General features: G+C 65.9%; 18 protein-coding genes and 2 riboswitches. Of the genes, 9 read left to right on the top strand and 9 right to left on the bottom strand.

Going from position 1 to position 18,540, the window contains the following annotated elements; translation table 11 throughout:
• Positions 1–3: 3 nt before the first annotated feature.
• From AC5W54_RS15715 to AC5W54_RS15700, 4 genes are read right to left on the bottom strand one after another with little or no spacing between them, the layout of a single operon-like run.
• The gene (locus AC5W54_RS15715; RefSeq protein WP_495963031.1) at positions 4–885 is read right to left on the bottom strand and encodes a methyltransferase domain-containing protein; all 882 of its coding nucleotides are present in this window, start codon (positions 883–885) and stop codon (positions 4–6) included.
• A complete protein-coding gene (locus AC5W54_RS15710) occupies positions 882–1,991 on the bottom strand; it encodes a glycosyltransferase family 4 protein (RefSeq protein WP_495963030.1) in 1,110 nt (369 codons plus the stop codon). The genes AC5W54_RS15715 and AC5W54_RS15710 overlap by 4 nt, the downstream gene beginning before the upstream one ends.
• A complete protein-coding gene (locus AC5W54_RS15705) occupies positions 1,991–2,389 on the bottom strand; it encodes a 6-pyruvoyl trahydropterin synthase family protein (RefSeq protein ID WP_495963029.1) in 399 nt (132 codons plus the stop codon). Before AC5W54_RS15705 ends, AC5W54_RS15710 begins: the two co-directional genes overlap by 1 nt.
• Positions 2,377–3,399, bottom strand: coding sequence for a zinc-dependent alcohol dehydrogenase (locus AC5W54_RS15700; protein ID WP_495963028.1), 1,023 nt, complete (start codon positions 3,397–3,399; stop codon positions 2,377–2,379). Before AC5W54_RS15700 ends, AC5W54_RS15705 begins: the two co-directional genes overlap by 13 nt.
• A gap of 199 nt (positions 3,400–3,598) precedes the next feature.
• On the opposite strand from AC5W54_RS15700, the gene AC5W54_RS15695 reads away from it, so the two are divergent.
• The 4 genes from AC5W54_RS15695 (at position 3,599) to thiC (ending at position 8,148) form a co-directional block, all read left to right on the top strand.
• Positions 3,599–4,351, top strand: a complete 753-nt coding sequence (locus AC5W54_RS15695; protein WP_495963027.1) for a CDP-alcohol phosphatidyltransferase family protein — start codon at positions 3,599–3,601, stop codon at positions 4,349–4,351.
• A gap of 50 nt (positions 4,352–4,401) precedes the next feature.
• Positions 4,402–5,019: a YceI family protein gene (locus AC5W54_RS15690; RefSeq protein WP_495963026.1), complete on the top strand. Its 618-nt coding sequence runs from the start codon at positions 4,402–4,404 to the stop codon at positions 5,017–5,019.
• 42 nt (positions 5,020–5,061) lie between these two features.
• Positions 5,062–5,223, top strand: a riboswitch (TPP riboswitch).
• A gap of 68 nt (positions 5,224–5,291) precedes the next feature.
• Complete coding sequence (gene tenA, locus AC5W54_RS15685; protein WP_495963078.1) at positions 5,292–5,960, top strand: thiaminase II; 669 nt, start codon at positions 5,292–5,294, stop codon at positions 5,958–5,960.
• Positions 5,961–6,047: 87 nt separating this feature from the next.
• Positions 6,048–6,170, top strand: a riboswitch (TPP riboswitch).
• An 88-nt stretch (positions 6,171–6,258) separates the two neighbouring features.
• Complete coding sequence (thiC, locus tag AC5W54_RS15680) at positions 6,259–8,148, top strand: phosphomethylpyrimidine synthase ThiC (RefSeq protein ID WP_495963025.1); 1,890 nt, start codon at positions 6,259–6,261, stop codon at positions 8,146–8,148.
• A gap of 173 nt (positions 8,149–8,321) precedes the next feature.
• On the opposite strand, the gene AC5W54_RS15675 is transcribed toward thiC, so the two are convergent.
• Positions 8,322–8,825, bottom strand: coding sequence for a porin family protein (locus AC5W54_RS15675; protein WP_495963024.1), 504 nt, complete (start codon positions 8,823–8,825; stop codon positions 8,322–8,324).
• Between the two features lie 386 nt (positions 8,826–9,211).
• Between AC5W54_RS15675 and AC5W54_RS15670 the strand changes: the two genes are divergently transcribed.
• Positions 9,212–10,399, top strand: coding sequence for an acetate/propionate family kinase (locus AC5W54_RS15670; RefSeq protein WP_495963023.1), 1,188 nt, complete (start codon positions 9,212–9,214; stop codon positions 10,397–10,399).
• A gap of 94 nt (positions 10,400–10,493) precedes the next feature.
• A complete protein-coding gene (locus AC5W54_RS15665) occupies positions 10,494–11,096 on the top strand; it encodes a class I SAM-dependent methyltransferase (RefSeq protein WP_495963022.1) in 603 nt (200 codons plus the stop codon).
• Between the two features lie 44 nt (positions 11,097–11,140).
• On the opposite strand, the gene AC5W54_RS15660 is transcribed toward AC5W54_RS15665, so the two are convergent.
• The 4 genes from AC5W54_RS15660 to AC5W54_RS15645 all read right to left on the bottom strand — a co-directional run bounded on the left by AC5W54_RS15660 (position 11,141) and on the right by AC5W54_RS15645 (position 15,184).
• Positions 11,141–11,941, bottom strand: a complete 801-nt coding sequence (locus AC5W54_RS15660) for a thiazole synthase (protein ID WP_495963021.1) — start codon at positions 11,939–11,941, stop codon at positions 11,141–11,143.
• A gap of 23 nt (positions 11,942–11,964) precedes the next feature.
• Complete coding sequence (gene thiS / locus AC5W54_RS15655) at positions 11,965–12,165, bottom strand: sulfur carrier protein ThiS (protein ID WP_495963020.1); 201 nt, start codon at positions 12,163–12,165, stop codon at positions 11,965–11,967.
• Positions 12,165–13,232: a YeiH family protein gene (locus AC5W54_RS15650; RefSeq protein ID WP_495963019.1), complete on the bottom strand. Its 1,068-nt coding sequence runs from the start codon at positions 13,230–13,232 to the stop codon at positions 12,165–12,167. Before AC5W54_RS15650 ends, thiS begins: the two co-directional genes overlap by 1 nt.
• Positions 13,233–13,552: 320 nt before the next feature.
• Entirely contained in the window at positions 13,553–15,184 is a 1,632-nt protein-coding gene (locus tag AC5W54_RS15645) for a GMC family oxidoreductase (protein WP_495963018.1), read from the bottom strand.
• Positions 15,185–15,410: 226 nt separating this feature from the next.
• Here AC5W54_RS15645 and AC5W54_RS15640 point away from each other — a divergent pair, with 226 nt between their 5' ends.
• From AC5W54_RS15640 to AC5W54_RS15630, 3 genes are read left to right on the top strand one after another with little or no spacing between them, the layout of a single operon-like run.
• Positions 15,411–16,637 carry a TRAP transporter substrate-binding protein gene (locus tag AC5W54_RS15640; RefSeq protein WP_495963017.1) on the top strand — a complete coding sequence of 409 codons (1,227 nt, stop codon included), beginning with the start codon at positions 15,411–15,413 and terminating at the stop codon, positions 16,635–16,637.
• Between the two features lie 14 nt (positions 16,638–16,651).
• A complete protein-coding gene (locus AC5W54_RS15635; protein ID WP_495963016.1) occupies positions 16,652–17,212 on the top strand; it encodes a TRAP transporter small permease in 561 nt (186 codons plus the stop codon).
• A gap of 11 nt (positions 17,213–17,223) precedes the next feature.
• Positions 17,224–18,501, top strand: a complete 1,278-nt coding sequence (locus AC5W54_RS15630; RefSeq protein WP_495963015.1) for a TRAP transporter large permease — start codon at positions 17,224–17,226, stop codon at positions 18,499–18,501.
• The last annotated feature ends 39 nt before the right edge of the window (positions 18,502–18,540 follow it).

The raw sequence follows: 18,540 nt of genomic DNA, 5'->3' as shown, positions 1-18,540 counted from the left end.
GGGTCAGCGCCCGTCCGCCGGAGACGGCGGCAGGGCCAGGAGGTCTCGATGCCCCACCGTCACCCCCAGCTCGCCGACGGCCAGCCCGGCCAGCCGCCGCTCGCGCCACCGCGCCAGCCGGCGCCCTGCCCCCGGCGCCTGCTCCCGGGCAGCGTCGTGCCAGCCGTCGACCAGGGCCGCGGCCAGGGCCATCCCCTCGGCATCGCCGGCGGCCAGGTGCCAGGGGGTGGTCGCACACTCCACCCGATAGCCGGCCGCCATCATGGCACCGGCCAGCACGCCCGGGGCCTCGCCGCCCAGCGCCGCCCCCAGCCCCTTGTCGCGGCGCTGGTGGGCCCGGACGAGGGCACGCACGGCGGCATCCCCGGCGTCGTCGCGGCGCTCGCCCGCGGCATCCAGAAAGGCCCAGTCGCCGTCGACGCTGAGGGCGACGAGCAGCGCCTGACGGCGCTCGGCACAGGCGGCCCCCAGCGCCTCGACCCAGTCGCGGGAGACCAGGTCGAACAGTGCCGACGCCACCACCAGGTCGGCGCCAGCCAGCAGGTCGTCGTCCACCGGCGCCAGATCGCGGCAGCGGGTCTCCAGCGTCACCCGCGTCCCCGCGCCGTCACACAGTCGCTCGCCCTGGTGCCGGGCCCGGGCGAGCAGCGCAGGGTCATGGTCGACCAGCCGCCAGCGCTGCGGACCCGGCAGGCGGGGCGCCAGGAACCGCAGGTTGCTGCCGCTGCCGGCCCCCAGGTCGACCACGCCGTGAATCCCAGAGCGCGCGGCCAGCCAGTTCGCCGCCAGTCGGGTCAGGCGGTAGCTGCGCGAGCGGGCATCCACCCCCTCGCGCCGGGCGAGCCAGTCGGCGCTGAAGCACGCGTCGGGGGCGGGTCGGTTCATGGATATCGCGCTCCGGACGCCTCCGTAACGGATGACGGCAGGTCCAGGGCCGCCGCGAAACGCTCCCCGGCCTGCCGCCAGTCCGCCAGCCCCTTGCGGACCCGGCGGGCCCCGCACCGCAGCCGGCGGCGCAGCTCGGCATCGTCGAGCCAGCGGGCCAGGGCACGGCCCAGCGCCGCCGCGTCGCCAGGGGGCACGGCGATACCGGCCTCGGGCGGCAGGGTATCGGCGAGCGCCCCGCCGGTGGTGGTGATCACCGGCAGTCCCCGCGCCAGGGCCTCGGTCACCACCATGCCGTAGCCCTCGTAGTGCGACGGCAGCACGAACAGATGCGCATGATGGTAGGCCGCGGCCAGGCCGGCGGCGTCCCGCTCGCCCGGCCAGCGCAGGCGGCCGGTCAGGCCGCGGCGACGGGTCGCGGCGAGCAGGCGGGCGGCATGCGCCGGATCGCGGTCGTGGCTGCCGATGGCCTCGCACTCCCAGTCGCGATCGGCGAGCCCGGCCAGCGCCTCGACCAGCAGCTCATGGCCCTTGCGCGGGGTCAGGGTCGCCACGCAGAGCAGCCGCCAAGGGCGTGCGGCATCCTCGGAATCCTGGGCACCGGCGGCCAGGGCCGCCCGCTCGACGCCCGGTTCAACCACCCGGATGCGGGCCGCGGGCACCCGGAAGCGCGACAGGCCGCGGGCGGTGTAGGGGCTGGTGACGATCACCCGCCGAACCGCGGCCAGCCCACGGGCCTCGCTCTCGAACAGACGCCGCCGCTGCCCCTCGTCGAGCCCGGTCTCGTCGGCCAGCGGGTGGTGGACCAGGGCGGTGATCGCCAGGCGCTCGGCATGGCGCTCGACCCCCTCGGGCAGCCCGCCCATGGCCAGACCGTCGATCACCACGCGGGCGGCGTCGGGCAGCGCCGCCAGGGCCGCCTCCAGGCTCCGACGGGCCGTGGCGTCGGGGGTCGGGAACTCGCCGTCGAGCCCCACCACCGCGACCCGCCACCCGCGACGGCGCAGTTCCGCGACCATGCGCGCATCATAGACGTAGCCCCCGGTGAGCTGGCCGGGGTCGCCGGCGACGATCAGCGTGAGGTCGGGCGCCGTGTCCGTCGTCATCACAGCTTGCCCTCGTAGCTGGCCCAGGCGACGTGGGATTCGTGCAGGGTCACCCTCATGGTCTCGAGCCCGCCGGCCGTCTCGCCGAGGCGGCCGAGCTGGATCGCCGTGGCGAGGCGCTCGAAGATCACCCGTGCCATGAACTCGGTGGTGGTGTTGCGGCCATGGAACTCGTCCACCTCGTCGAGGTTGCGGTAATCGAACTCGCCTAGCACCGCCTTCAGCGCCGCGCCGGCGAGGCCGATGTCCACCACCAGGTCATGATCGTCGAGCTCGCGACGCTGGAAGCAGACATCGACCACGTAGGTGGCCCCATGGGGACGCTGGGCGGGGCCGAAGAGCTCGCCGCGGAAGCTGTGGGCGATCATGAAATGGTCGCGAACGGTCAGGCGGTACATGTCGAAGGCTCCCGTGGTTCAAGGGGGGGCGCGGTCGCGTAGCGCAGGCGGTGGCAGAGCGCCTCGCCCGCCACACCCGACAGGCGCGGCATCAGGGCGGGCAGGTCACGAAAGTCGCTCTCGCCGCTGATCAAGGCATCCAGACGGGCATCGCGCAGCAGTTCGAGGGCCAGCGTCAACCGGCGACGGTGGTCCCAGCGCGGTGAACGCGCGGCGGGAAGACGGCCCACCTGGCTCGCGCACAGGGTCAGCCGGCACGAATGGAAGGCCTCGCCCAGGGGCAAGCTCACCTCGTCGTCGCCGAACCAGCTCATCTCCACGACGCGCGACTCCACCCCCGCGAGTTGCAGGGCCAGCCGCAGGCCCGGTGCGCTACCGCTGACGTGGATCACCCGGTCGTTGTCGCCCCGGGCGGTGTCGGGCGTCGCGAACTCCAGCCCCAGGGCCGCGGCGAGCCCGGCGCGACCGGGGACCACGTCCACCAGTTGCACCCGGGTCCCGGGAATCGCCGCACAGAGCCAGGCCACCAGGACCCCCACCACACCGGCACCGATCACCGCGATACGGTCGCCCACGCCGGGCGCGGCGTCCCAGAGGCCGTTGACGGCGGTCTCCATGTTCGCCGCCAGTACCGCCCGGGCCGGTGGCAGCCCCTCGGGCAGTGGAACCACGGCACTCGTCGGCACCACGTAGCGGTCCTGGTGGGGATGGAGGCAGAAGACCTCCCGACCCAACAGCTCGGGCTCCCCGGCTTCCACCACTCCCACGCTGGCGTAGCCGTACTTGACCGGGCCGGGGAAGTCACCGGCCTGGAAGGGGGCACGCATGCGCCGATACTCGCTTGCCGGCACCCGGCCCTGGAACACCAGCGCCTCGGTGCCCCGGCTGACGCCGCTGTACAGCGTCCTGACGCGCACTTCTCCCTCGCCCGGTGCGGCCAGTGGCTCCTCGCGCAAGGCTCCCTGGCCGGGGGCCAGGGTCCAATAGGCGGTGGCGATGGTGTCCGACATCGAGCTGCTCCTGCTATACCCTGTTCCGGCAGGCCGTCCTGGACGGCTTACCTTCTACAATAATGGTACATGAATATTTAAATGCATAATTTAATGCTGCCAAGCGCCTGCCATTGGACTACGTTGAGACTGTGGTTCCGCTGATGGTCAGCATAGCGACAAAGGGCCGGCATCGTCGCCGCCGCCTGCCGGAGATCGCATGTCACGCCTCGCCCCGTTTCAGGACCTCACCCCGGCATCACGGGCCGGGACCGCTGACCGCCTCGTCCTGGAGTTGGCGACGGGGCTCATAGGCCTGCTGGCGGCCGGCGCCATGCTGCGGCTCTGGCTTCAGGCCAGCCCGACCGTGCCGCTGGCGGCCATGGCCACCTATCTCGTGCTCGCCGGGCTGCTCCTGCACCGACTGCCGGACCGTGGGCGCGGGCTGGGCTGGGCCAACCGGGTCACCCTGGCGAGGGGCGTGCTGGTGGCACTGCTGGCCGGCGCGGTGACCGACCCCGAGCTGCTGGCGACGCAGGGCAGCCTGTTCGCCGGCGTGGCGCTGACCGCCCTGCTGCTCGACGGCCTGGACGGCTGGGTGGCTCGGCGCAGCGGCACCACCAGCCCCTTCGGGGCACGCTTCGACATGGAACTGGATGCCTTCTTCATCCTGGTGCTATGTCTGGCACTGATGGTGCTCGGCAAGGTCGGCCCCTGGATACTCGCCATCGGCGCCATGCGCTACGCCTTCGTGCTGGCCGGCCGGCGCCTACCCTGGCTGAACGCTACGCTGCCGGAGAGTCGCCGCCGCCGGGCGGTCTGTGTCTGGCAGGTGGCGGCATTGATGATCGGCCTGCTGCCGGCCGTCGGTGCCACGGCCACGACCTGGCTGGCGGCGACGGCCCTGGCCGGGCTCGCCGGATCGTTCGGCACCGACATCCGGTGGCTCCATCGCCACGCCGGACACGGATGACACCTTCGCTTGGCCGGCCAGCCATGACTCACGAATCCGGAGGACCCACGATGTCCACGACACACCCGATCCATCGCATCCTGAAGTTGCCGGCGGCCGCCGGACTGGCCACGGGACTCGCCCTCGCGGCCCTGCCCGCCGCCGCCGAACCCCATACCTACGAGATCGACCCCGAGCACTTCTCCGTCGGCTTCTTGACCGAACATGTCGGCTATGCGGACTTGCTGGGCATGTTCCTCGAGGCCAGTGGCGAGTTCGTCTATGACGAAGAAACCCGGGAACTGCACTCGGCTCGGGTCGAGGTCGCTGCCGACAGCGTCTTCACCAACCACGAGGAGCGCGACAACCACCTGCGCAGCAACGACTTCCTCGACGTCGACCGCCACGCGACCATCGTCTTCGAGGCCACCGGCTTCGAGGCTCACAGCGACAGCGAGGGCACCCTGGAGGGGGAACTGACCCTGCTCGGCGAGACGCGCCCGGTGACCCTGGACGTCACGCTCAACAAGGCCGAGACCTACCCCTTCGGTCATGAGCAGTACACGCTGGGGCTGTCGGCCCGTACCACCATCGCACGCAGCGACTGGGGCATGACCTACGGCGTCGACAACGGCATGGTCGGCGACGAGGTAGCGCTGATCTTCGAATTGGAGGCACTTCGCCAGTAGTCGGGGGGCTGGAAAGTCGCCGCCAGCCTGCTAGACTGGCTCCGACGCTTGACGGGGTGCCGGTGAATCCGGCTGAGATGGCGCAGGCTGACCACCCGGTCACCACCAGCGCTGGTCCCGTGGAACCTGATCCGGGTAAGCGTGGCGATGCCTTGCCGCACCGCCACGCCCGAACCGGCGTAGGGAATCAGGCGGTGGGCCTTGTCGCTGTCGCCCCACCCCCTCGTTCCCCACCGCCCGCACCCCGGATCGTCATCATCACCGGGGGCATGATGGGCTACCGCTTCACCGATCTGACTGCCGCTTGCCATGACGACTGGCGCGCCTATGTCGAGCACGATTTCGTGTGCCGGCTCGGCGACGGGACCCTCGAGACCGACGCCTTCCGCCACTACCTGCAGCAGGACTACCTCTTCCTGATCCACTTCGCCCGGGCCTACGCCCTGGCCGCCTACAAGAGCCGCACCCTGACCGACCTGCGCCAGGCCCATGAGGGGCTCAAGGCGATCCTCGACGTGGAGCTCGATCTGCACGTAGGCTACTGCCGCGAGTGGGGTATCGGTGAGGAGGCACTCGCCCGACTGCCCGAGGCGCGGGCGACGATGGCCTATACCCGCTACGTGCTCGACACCGGCAACCGCGGCGACCTGCTCGACCTGCACGTGGCGCTGGCGCCCTGCCTGGTCGGCTATGGCGAGATCGCCAACTGGCTGAACGCCCAGGCCTTCACCGTACGCGGTGAGGCCAACCCCTATGACGCCTGGATCGCCATGTACGAGGGCGAGGAGTTCCAGGCCGCCATGGGCGCCGAGATCGCCTGGCTCGACGCCCGCCTGGCCGAGGTGACGCCGGCACGCCTCAAAGAGCTCTGCGCGGTGTTCCGTGATGCCACCCGACTGGAGATCGACTTCTGGCAGATGGGGCTGGATCGCGCATTCTAGCGCCGCTGGTCCTATCGCCACTCGCCCGTTGGCCCTGGTCAGGCCGCCCCCCGGGCGTTACACCGGTGATCGAGCGATCACCCGACCACACGCTTGACGGGGTGCCGTTGACGACGGCTGAGATCATGCCTCTCGCCATGGAGAGACAGCATGGATCCCGTTGAACCTGAACTGGCTAGGACCAGCGTAGGGATCAAGCGACACGCAGCGCGGCCATGCCAGCCACTGCCCCTGTCCTCCCAGCTGTCCTCCCTGACAACGACCCCAGACGTGACAACACCCCAAGGGAGAACACCATATGAGCAAGACCGCCCACTTCCTCGCCGAGACCGCCCGGGTCGACGAGGCCGCCATCCAACCGCTGCCCGGCTCGCGCAAGGTCTATGTGGAGGGCTCGAGACCCGATATCCGCGTGCCCTTCCGCGAGATCTCGCTCTCACCGACCCGCACCTCCGGCGAGGACGAGGAGAACCCGCCGCTGCTGGTCTACGACACCTCCGGCCCCTACACCGATCCCGAGACCACCAATGACCTGCGCCGCGGCCTCCCCGAACTGCGCCGCGCCTGGATCGAGGAGCGCGGCGACACCGAGTTCCTCGACGGCCCCACCTCGGAATACGGCCAGCGCCGTGCCAACGACCCGACGCTTGCTCAGCTGCGCTTCGACCTGACCCGTACCCCGCGCCGCGCCAAGGCAGGCAAGAACGTCACCCAGCTGCACTATGCGCGCCAGGGCATCGTCACGCCGGAGATGGAATTCATCGCCATTCGCGAGAACCAGCGCCGCCAGGCCCTGGGTACGGAAGAAGTCGAACGCATCCTCGGCCACCAGCACCCGGGCCAGGGCTTCGGCGCCCGCCTGCCCGAGGAGATCACGCCCGAGTTCGTGCGCGCCGAGGTCGCTGCCGGCCGTGCCATCATTCCCAACAACATCAACCACCCGGAGTCCGAGCCGATGATCATCGGCCGCAACTTCCTGGTGAAGATCAACGGCAACCTGGGTAACTCGGCGGTGACCTCTTCCATCGAGGAGGAAGTGGACAAGATGACCTGGGGCATCCGCTGGGGTGCCGACACCATCATGGACCTCTCCACCGGGCAGAACATCCACGAGACCCGCGAGTGGATCATTCGCAACTCGCCGGTGCCGATCGGCACCGTCCCGATCTACCAGGCCCTGGAGAAGGTCAAGGGCGTGGCCGAGGACCTCACCTGGGAGGTGTTCCGCGACACCCTGATCGAGCAGGCCGAGCAGGGCGTGGACTACTTCACCATCCACGCCGGCGTGTTGCTGCGCTATGTGCCGCTCACCGCCAAGCGCGTGACCGGTATCGTCTCCCGCGGCGGCTCGATCATGGCCAAGTGGTGCCTCTTTCATCACCGGGAGAGCTTCCTCTATACCCACTTCGAGGAGATCTGCGAGATCTGCAAGCAGTACGACGTCGCCTTCTCACTGGGCGATGGCCTGCGCCCCGGCTCGGTCGCCGACGCCAACGACGAGGCGCAGATGGCCGAGCTCAAGACTCTCGGCGAGCTGACTCATATTGCCTGGAAGCACGACGTCCAGGTAATGATTGAGGGCCCCGGCCATGTGCCCATGCACCTGGTCAAGGAGAACATGGACAAGCAGCTCGAATACTGCGATGAGGCGCCTTTCTACACCCTGGGGCCGCTGGTCACCGACATCGCGCCCGGCTACGACCACATCACCTCCGGCATCGGCGCGGCGATGATCGGCTGGTACGGCTGTGCCATGCTCTGCTACGTGACCCCCAAGGAGCACCTCGGCCTGCCCAACAAGGACGACGTCAAGACCGGCATCATCACCTACAAGATCGCCGCCCACGCCGCCGACCTGGCCAAGGGCCACCCGGCCGCCCAGCGCCGCGACAACGCGCTGTCCAAGGCGCGCTTCGAGTTCCGCTGGGAGGACCAGTTCAACCTCGGCCTGGACCCGGACACCGCGCGCGAGTACCACGACGAGACCCTGCCCAAGGACTCCGCCAAGGTCGCCCACTTCTGCTCCATGTGCGGGCCCAAGTTCTGCTCGATGAAGATCAGCCAGGAGGTGCGTGACTACGCCGCCGAGCACGGCCTCGACGGCGACCAGGAAGCGGTCATGAAGGGCATGGAGGAGCAGGCGGAGAAGTTCCGTAATGAAGGCGCGGAGCTGTACAAGGAGGTATGAGCTCAGCCGGACAGTACGCTGACCGATCGTCACAGGGCCGCCTCATGCGGCCCTGTGTCGTTTCGTGGGTTTCAGGAAAATGGAGGCACAACGACTCCCGACGCAAGACGCCCCCGCCGCAAGCGCGACGAGGGCGTCCTTGTTGGCCTCGGTGAGGCCGGCAGACCCGCCGATCAGAACCGATAGGTCAGACCGACACTGGCAGCGTCGAAGTTGAAGCGGGACTTGTCGAGGTAGCGCATGTAGTCGGCGCCGACCGCCAGGTTGGGGGTCAGGTCGAACTCGGCACCGGCCCCATAGGAGAAGTCGCTCTCGCGATCGACATCGAGGTCCACCTCGGTATAGCCGGCCAGGCCATAGAGGCGGAACTCGTCGGCGAGGGGCAGGATGCCCTTGGCATAGGCCCCCACCAGATAGTCCAGCTCGATCGGGCCATCCGACCCGCCACTACCCAGATGGCCTTCCACGGCGAAGTAGTCGTTGAACTGCGCACCACCACGCAAACGCAGCCCGGTGCCGTCACGATCGGGGGCCCGGTCGCGGTCGAGCTCCCAGAACATGGCGTCGCCGCCGATGTAGCCCTGCATGGCCATGGGCTGCTGGGCCTGGGCGGTGGATGCGAAGGCACCTGCCAGCAGCAGCGCCGCTGAAGCAGAGGAAATGGCAAGGATCTTCATGGTGTACCTCCAATTAGGAAACAGCGTTTCCCTACGCGCAGATCATTCTGGTACAGCTCGAGGCAAGGCGCAAGCCCTATCGGTCGGAGCGCAGTGTGCTAGACGGCACGAGGGCTTCGCCGCGCGACTGGGAGCGGACGGCATGCACGGCTCTCCGACGCACCGCAGGCTGCTGGCAGCCTGTCGGTCCTAACGCTGATCTACTGCGAAACCTGGCCTTTCGGCCAATTTCATTCGATCTGCTTCGTTAAATAGCTCGCTATTCGCCTCATCAGATCGATAAACTTGACTCGAAAACCGTATTTCTCGCGACGATCGGTCAAACCCAACAGGCTAAACTGACGCCCTATTGCCCTTGTCGCTCTGCCTGTTTCCAAGGACTGCCGATGAACGACCCGGTGCTGGTCATCAACTGTGGCTCTTCCTCGATCAAGTACGCCCTGATTCCCACCGCCCCCACGCAGCCGCGCCAGGCCGGGCTGGCCGAGCGCCTGGGCAGCAGCGATGCCCGCCTGCGGGGTAGCGACAGCCGCGGCGAGCCTTTCGAGCGCGAGCTGTCCGGGGCCGACCATGCCCACGCCCTGGCGGCGATCCTCGACAACCTCGAGGGACGGATGCCCGGCGCCGTGGGCCACCGCATCGTCCACGGTGGCGAGCGCTTCACCCGGGCCGCCCGCATCGACGACGAGGTGGTCGCGGCCATCGAGGAGAGCGCCGTCCTGGCGCCGCTGCACAACCCGGCCAACCTCCTGGGCGTGATCGCCACGCGCCGGCTATTTCCCGAATTGCCCCAGGTCGCGGTGTTCGACACCGCCTTCCACCAGACGCTGCCGCCGCGGGCGCATCGCTACGCCCTCCCGGAGGCGCTCTACCGAGACCATGGCATCCGCCGCTACGGCTTCCACGGTACCAGCCACGCCCATGTCAGCGCCCGTGCCGATGCCCTGAGCAGCCTCGAGGGAGGCGGCTGGCTGACCGCGCACCTGGGCAACGGCTGCTCCACCTGCGCGGTGTGGGAAGGCCGCAGCCTCGATACCAGCATGGGCCTGACGCCGCTGGAGGGCCTGGTGATGGGAAGCCGCAGCGGCGATGTGGACCCGGGCCTGCATGCCCACCTGGCACGACGGCTCGGCTGGACACTGCCGCGCATCGACGAGGTGCTCAATCGCGGCAGCGGCCTGTTGGGCCTCTCCGGCCTGACCCACGACCTGCGCGAGCTGGAAGCCGCCGCCGAGACGGGCCATGCCGGTGCGCAGCTGGCCATCGAGGTGTTCTGCTACCGCATCGCCAAGTCGCTGGCGGCGCTCTCCTGTGCCCTGCCCCGCCTCGACGGTATCGTCTTCACCGGCGGTATCGGCGAGAACTCGCCACTGGTGCGCGAGATGGTGGTGGGCCACCTGCCCCACTTCGGCCTCGGCCTCGACCGCGCTGCCAATGCGGCGACGGTATGCGGCCGTGAGGGCCGCATCGACGGCCGCCACCCTGCCGCCCCGCGGTTGTGGGTGATCCCTACCGACGAGGAGGGTCGCATCGCCGAGGAGACCCGACATCTACTGGGGAAATCCGCCCGATGACGCCCCGCGCCTCCTTGGTGCGCCCTTTCCCACTCGCGTCTACCGGCCTAGAGTGGAAGGATACTTCGTTCCAGACGCAGCAGGAGGCACGCCCATGACGGCGCAAGACCGACCCACGGCCTTGGCAGGAAACGGAAGACGCGCCCAGCTATCGCTCTTCGCACGCAACTTCTTCAAGCATCCCCGCATGCTGGGCTCGATCATCCCCAGTTCTCCCTTCCTGGTGCGACGATTGCTCGAACGGATCGACTGGCAGAACACCCGAGTCATCGTCGAATACGGGCCCGGGGTCGGGACCATCACCCGGGAGCTCCTGCGTCACATGCCACCGGAGATGACCCTGCTGGCGCTGGAGACCAACCAGGAGTTCGTCGACTTCCTCCAGCAGTCGTTGCCGGATCCCCGGCTCAAGGTGGTGCAGGGCTCCGCCGAGACGATCCAGGCCGAACTGACCCGTCTGGGGCTGCCCGCCGTCGACTACGTGCTGGCCGGCATCCCCTTCAGCACCATGCCGGCCACGAGCCGCGAGTCCATCCTGATGAACAGCCTCGACGCGCTCTCGCCCCAGGGCTCCATGCTGATCTACCAGTTCTCCTCCAGGGTGTTGCCCGACCTGCGCCGCGTCTTCTCCGACGTGGAGTGCGATTTCGAGCCCCTCAACATCCTCCCGGCGAAGCTCTACTACTGTCGCCCCTGAGGTGGGTGCCCGCCGACCGCATCGACCGGAGAGAGGAGCCGCCCTCAGCTCCTGATGCAACCGGCAACGGGTGATGAGGGCTCGGCTCGCTCCCGGCGGGGCATTCGCCCCGCCAGGTAGGCCATGCGCCCTGCCTCGACCGCCAGCCGCATCGCCCTGGCCATCTGGATCGGCCGCGGCGAGTGGGCGATCGCCGAGTTCATGAGTACGGCATCACATCCCAGCTCCATCGCCATGGCGGCCTCGGAGGCCATACCGATACCGGCGTCGACCAGTATCGGAACACTCGCCTGCTCGATAATCAGCCGAATATTGTGCGGATTCTGGATGCCGCACCCCGAGCCGATGAGCGACCCCAGCGGCATGACGGCACAACAGCCCAGCTTCTCGAGCTCCAGGGCCACGATGGGGTCGTCGCTGGTGTAGACCATGACGTCGAAGCCATCACGCACCAACACTTCGGCGGCCTTGAGGGTTTCGACCACATCGGGATAGAGCGTCTTGTCGTCGCCCAGGACTTCGAGTTTGACCAGGCTGTGCCCGTCCAGCAGTTCGCGGGCGAGCTTGCAGGTCCGGACGGCGTCGCGGGCATTGTAGCAGCCCGCCGTATTCGGCAGCAGGGTATAGCGCCGTGGCGACACCACATCGAGCAGGTTCGGCTCATCGGGGCACTGGCCGAGGTTGGTGCGCCGCACGGCGAAGGTCACGACCTGAGTGCCACTCGCCTCCAGGGCCCGGGCCGTCTCGTCGAAGTCCCGGTACTTGCCCGTTCCGACCATCAGGCGCGAGTCGAAGCGCCTGTCCGCCACCATCAAGGGCGCATCGTCCAACCTTTTCTCACGCATTCCGCATTCCTCATTATTCGGTCTCAGCCACCGCCGATGGCATGCACGATTTCGATATGATCGCCATCGGAAATCCGCACCTTGTCGTGGCGACTGCGTGGCACGATTTCCGCATTCAACTCGACCGCCACGCGCCTGCCCTCCAGCCCACTGGCCACCAGTAGTTGGCGGATAGTCGTCTCCGGGCTCAACCGGCAGCGTTCGCCATTGATCCAGGCCTGCATCAGACACCCACCACGCCGAACAGAATGAACGCCAGCACCAGCACGAGCAGGAACAGGGTTTCGGCCACCATCAGGATGACCGGCTTCCACCCCACGACGGCCAGCTTCTGGAAGGAGGTCTTGACCCCCAGCGCCGCGATGGCCGTGACCAGGCACCAGCGCGAGAGATCCGTCATGCCATCGGCAACACTCACTGGAATCACGCCCAGGCTGTTGATGATCACGAGCACGACGAAGGCGACCAGAAAGCCGGGCAACCTGGGGACCTTGCTCCTGCCCTCGCGGCCTTCGCTATGGCGGAAGAGGAAGGTGAAACACATCACGACCGGCACCAGCATCGCCACCCGCATCAGCTTGACGAAGGTGGAGACGTCCCCGGCCTCCTCCGAGATCAAGTACCCCGCCCCGACGACCTGGGCCACGTCATGGATCGTGCCTCCCAGGAAGACCCCGGCCTGCTGGCCCGTCAGGCTCAACACTCCCGCGACCAGCGGATAGAGCACCATCGCCGCCGTCGACAGCGTCGTGACCCCCACCACCGTGAGAATGGTGTTGCGCTCGCTGTTGGCCCCGCGCGGCATCACTGCCGACAGCGCCAGTGCCGCCGAGGCGCCACAGATGGCGACCGCACCTCCCGTCAGCAGCCCCATGTCGCGATGCAGGCCCATCAGCCTGGCCAGCAGCACCCCCATCAGGATGGTCAGGACCACGCCGGCCACCACCGTGACGATCGGTCCGATACCCAGCGACGTGACCTGTTCGATGGTGATCCGCACGCCGAGCAGCGCGACGCCGAAGCGCAGGATGGCACGAGCCGCAAACTCGATGCCGGCGACACAGCGCCCCTCCTCCGACAGGAAATGCAATGACATGCCGAACAGCAGGGCATACAGCAGCGTGGGACCACCATAGTGGTCGGCAATGAACGTCGTGGCCAGGGCAATGGTGATGCAGATCAGCACACCCGGCATGACCTGACGAAGCCAATCGCTCCCTTGTGGAAACCCTTTCTTGAGCATGGCAGCACCGGCCTTACCGGTCAGTCTGGTCGCATTCTTGCGAGTCATGTCATCACCTTGTTACGCTCGATCATGGCCATACGGGAGCGCCATTCACACTAGAAAGTCCGGCAGTCACGGAAAGAGAGGACACGCGAACCGTCCTCTTCTTCACGACGATGAATAACGCAGGCTGGGGAGCGGGATCCCGATCGGCCGGTTCGTCATTCCCGCAGCGACCCATGCACTGGATACATCAATCGTGCCCATGGCAGAGTATCAGGGTTAGAGCCAGATAGCCCTTCAACGTGAGACCAGACTGTGGCATATCAATGAGATACCGCCGATGTAGCAGGCCGTTAGCCTAAGTACATGGCGGGCATGAGGCTTCAGGAAGCCTTCTCCATGGCGAGATGATCCTCCTTGATCATGTCCGCCGCTTTTTCAGCAATCATGATGGTGGGCGCATTGGTGTTACCGGAGACGATCGCCGGCATGATCGAGGCATCCACCACGCGCAGTCCCTCCAGGCCATGCACGCACAACCGCTCATCCACCACCGCGAGTGGATCATGCCCCATCTTGCAGGTACCGGCCGGGTGATAGATCGTCTGGCTGTGTTGGCGAGCCGCCTCGAGGAGTTCCTTGTCACTCTGATACTGCGTCCCAGGCACGTACTCCTCGGTGATCACCGAGGCCAGGGGGTGCTGTTCGGCGATCCGCCGCGCCACCTTGATGGCATCCACCGCGACCCGGCAATCCTCTTCTGTACTCAGGTAGTTGGGCTGGATCGAAGGGTAGACAGCGGGGTCGGGGCTGGTGATACGAATGGAGCCACGACTCGTGGGGCGCAGCTGACAGACCGATGAGGTGAAGGCCGAAAAGGGGTGTACCCCTTCGGCTGGCTTGTCGGCACTCAGGGGCTGCATATGAAACTGGATATCCGGACGATCGAGTCCTTCTCGAGACCGGGTAAACACACACACCTGGCTGGCGGCGAGGGTCAGGGGGCCGGTACGGGTCAAAAGATACTGGGTGCCCACCGCGAGTTTCTTCAGGGGGTGGCGTACCTCGTCGTTGAGCGTTCGACAACGAGTCTTGAACACTAGGCGGACCTGCAGGTGATCTTGCAGGTTCTCGCCCACCCCCGGCAGCTCGTGCAAACACTCGACCCCTACCTCTTCGAGGTGCTCGGGGTCCCCGATGCCGGAACACTGCAGGATCTGCGGCGAACCGATGGCACCGCTGGCGAGCAGCACCTCGCGGGTGGCCCGCACTCGTTCCAGGTGCTCACCGCAACGATACTCGACTCCTAATACGCGCTTGCCCTCGAGCAGCAGCCGCTGGCAGTGCGCTCGCTTGATGACGGTGAGGTTGGCGCGCTTCAGGGCCGGCCGCAGAAACGCCTTGGCCGTCGAGCAGCGGAAGCCTTTGTAGGAGGTCTGCTGGAAGTAGCCCACCCCTTCCTGGGTCGCCCCGTTGACATCGCGATTCTCGGGAATGCCGGCAGCCTTGGCGGCCTCGATGAACCGCTCGGCGATCTCGCGTCGCAGACGCAGGTCCGACACCTTCAACGGCCCCTCCGTGCCGTGATACGGGTCGGCACCTCGCTCCTGACACTCGGACTTCTTGAAGTAAGGCAATACGGAGGCGTAGTCCCAGCCCGCGTTTCCCGCTGCGGCCCAGTCATCGTAGTCCTCGCGCTGCCCCCGGATATACAACAGACCGTTCAGGGAGCTTGACCCCCCCAGAACCTTGCCACGCGGCCACTGCAGGCGACGTCCATTGATGCCGGCATCCGGATCGGTGAGGTAACACCAGTCCGTCGCGGGATTGTGCATGGTCTTGAAATAGCCGACGGGGACATGGATCCAGGGGTTCCAGTCGGCACCGCCCGCCTCCAGCAACAAGACCTTCGCACCGGAATCCTCACTGAGCCGATTGGCGAGCACACAGCCTGCCGAGCCGGCCCCCACGATGATGTAGTCAAAGGCTTCTTGCTTGTATATTGTTGATTTCATGGCAATAACACCAATATCGATACGTTATGTCTCGTTAAGATTGGATCAGAACCATCGGACTGTCAATAATGGTATTTTTTGTATCGAAATATCTTGTAAAATCACCAAGACCGTCCTACCTTGAGATCGTTCTCCTCATTTTCACCACTCAGTGAGGCGAGGAGTCTGGCAAACGCCACACACCATCCCATCACAAGTCCAATCACCAAACGCGGGAGCCCTGCTCATGAAATCACCGATTGGTAATGTATCTCGCCGGGATTTTCTGAACATCTCGGGACGCTTCGGCCTGACTTCTACCCTGATCGCCGCCTCCGGGCTAGGCGCTGGCCTCACCGCCAGCAGCCTGGCCAGGGCCGCGGAACAGGAACAGCAGCGCCGCTACCAGACCGAACCGAAGTTCCAGCTGCGCTTCGGTGCCTCAGGTTTCAACGAGCGCAACCTCGACATCCAGAAATCGGGACAGCTGTTCTTCGCACGCGACCTCGAGGAGCGCACCAACGGTGCGATCCGCGTGGAGTTCATGGGGAGCAACGAGGTCTGCAACCAGCTCGACTGCGTCAGCAAGGCCCAGCAAGGGATCGTCGATATCTTCTCTGCCTCGACACAGAACTCCGCGGGGGGCGCGCCCTACCTCAACATCCTCGACTTCGCCTATATGTTCCCGAGCGTCGCCTCGATGTTTCACTTCTTCTACGACAAAAGGAGTGAGACGCTCCTTCGCGAACCGCTGCGCCAGCGACACAACCTGCAGTTTCTGTTCACCCACTGTGACCTGCGCGGCCTCATGCTCGGCCTGAAGTGGCAGGACGAGCCACTCGTTACCAGTCTTGAGCAGCTTCAGGGCACCAAGAACCGTGTCACCGGGACGCAGCTCGGGCGCATCGCCATGGAGCAGTTGGGGCTGAACCCCGTTCCCGTGGCCTGGGAGGAAACCCTGGATGGGCTGCGTCAGGGCCTGCTCGACGGGGCGGAGACCTGGATGAGCGCAGTGGCCTATGCGGGCATGGCTCCCGTCGTTTCCCAGGCGGTCGATCTGAGGTTCTTTGCAGGCACCGAGCATACCGCGATGAACCTCTCCAAGTTCGAGAGCCTGGGTAGCGAGCTTCAGGAACAGGTCATGGAATCGGCCTACTGTGCGCAGGTTTTCACCCATGGCATGAACGAGGCGGGTCGCTACCAGATTGTCGGCGCCACCGAGCACCCGGCCGCGGGTACCGTGTTCGCCGAGCACAACGTCCGGGTCGCCCCGCTGACCGACGAGATCCGTGCCCAGGCCGAGGAACTATGTGCCCCGGAATTCAATCCCGAGCCGTGGGAGCAGTGGCGTGAGCGCCTGAACGCCTGGGCAGGTGACGTGGATATCTACAAGGAAATTCACGGCATCGCTCGAGAGATACCCCGTGACATGGCAGCAGTCAATGTCAAGCCTCAGCGCTGGTGGAAGGGCTGAACCGGAGGCTCATCATGGCAAACCACAATTACCAACAAACCCAACCAGCCACGATGTGGCTGGTTCCCCTACGCTGGCTCGATGAGAACCTGGAGAAATGCATCATTCTGCTGTCCTACTCCGGGATGTCCGGCATCATCTTCGTGGAGGTCATCCGTCGTTTCTTTTTCAACCTTCAGGCCCCCTGGAGCACCAGCATACCCGTGCTGCTGTTCCTCTGGCTGACCTGGTTCGGCGCCTCGCTCAACGTCAAGAATCGAACGCACTTGTCGCTCAATGAGATCCGCATGCGCCTGCCCTATACGGGCCAGTTCATGTGCCTTGTCCTGGATGCCGTACTGTGGATCGGCTTCGGCATCATGGTGATCAATTTTACCATCGATCAGGTACAACTGGCCTACAACAACTTTGCCATCGTCCCGGGCACGGACAACATCATGCAATGGTGGTTTTACCTGGCGACACCGGCCGCCTGGGTGCTGATCATCTATCGTGTTCTACAGAACCTATTCGCTGACTGGCAACGCTTTCGACTGCGCAAGCCTTTCAACCTCCAACCCTCGATAATGGATTAGGAGGACAGATCATGACAGACGGTCTCCTTATCGGCCTGATCACCACAGGCGTGACGCTCTTCTTCCTGCTCGGTGTACCGATCTTCCTGGTCATCGGGCTATGGGTGGTCGGCACCAGCCTGGTCATCGACTTCACCCTGGCTAACATCGGTGTGACCCTTTTCCAGGGCCTGAGCTTCTTCGGCCTACTCGCCCTGCCCCTGTTTATCCTCACGGGTGACCTGATCAATGCGGCAGGAATTGCCAAGCGGCTCTCCGATTTCTCCTACTCGGTGCTCGGCTGGCTACGAGGCGGCATGGGGATGTCGACACTCGGCGCCTGTGGCCTCTTCGCGGCGATCTCGGGCTCCAACGCCGGCACCACGGCGACCATCGGCTCGATCATGCACCCTGAGATGAAGAAGAACGGCTACGATGAGCGGTTCTCGGCGGCCACCGCGGCATGCGGGGGTACCGTCGGTATCATCATTCCACCGAGCATCATCTTCATCGTCTACGGCTTCATGATGAACCTGTCGATCAGCGACCTTTTCATCGCCGGCATGATTCCCGGGGCCATGATGGTACTGGGGATGATGGTCGCCTGCCATCTGGTCGCCCGGCGTCATGGCTGGGGAACCCTGATCCCCTTCAAGGTCAAGGACAGTACCGTCTTTGCACGCAAGGCCTACCTGGGCTTCGCCACCATCGGCGTCGTCCTGTATGGCATCTACTCCGGCAAGTTCTCGCCGACCGAGGCCGCCGCCATGACGGTAGGCTTCACCATGATCGCGGGGCTGCTGATCACCCGGGAAATCAGCATCTTCCGGCTGCCCTCCATCATGCTGCGCTCCGGACAGATCGCCGGCATGCTGGCACCGCTGATCGCCATCTCGGTGGTGATGCAGCAGCTGCTGTCCGTGCTCGGTGCCGGCCAGATCCTGCAAGGGTTCTTGCATGAGCTTGGCAACTACTATGTTATTCTTGGCGCTTGCATGGTGATGATCCTGCTTGCCGGCATGATTCTGGAGAGCCTGCCTGTCACCATCATCCTGGCCCCTATCCTGGCGCCGATCGCCCAGAGTGCTGGCGTGGACCCCATCCACTTCTCGGTAATCTTCCTGGTGGGGGCGGCCATCGGCTTCGTCACACCGCCGTTCGGCCTCAACCTGTACGTGGCGAGCAGCATCACCGGGATTCCTTACCTCAGGCTGGTGCGCTACGTGATACCGTACTTCATCGCGCTGATAACCGCCTGGATCGCGATCTCCCTGTTCCCACCACTTTCCATGTTCCTGGTCAACCTGTGACACTGCAGCAGCGCGGCAGGCCTCCTTGGGCCTGCTGCG

The organism is Halomonas sp. LMYGS-3 (assembly GCF_059509875.1).
Note: the sequence above shows the minus strand (reverse complement) of the source record. Positions and strands in the feature narration are given on the sequence as shown.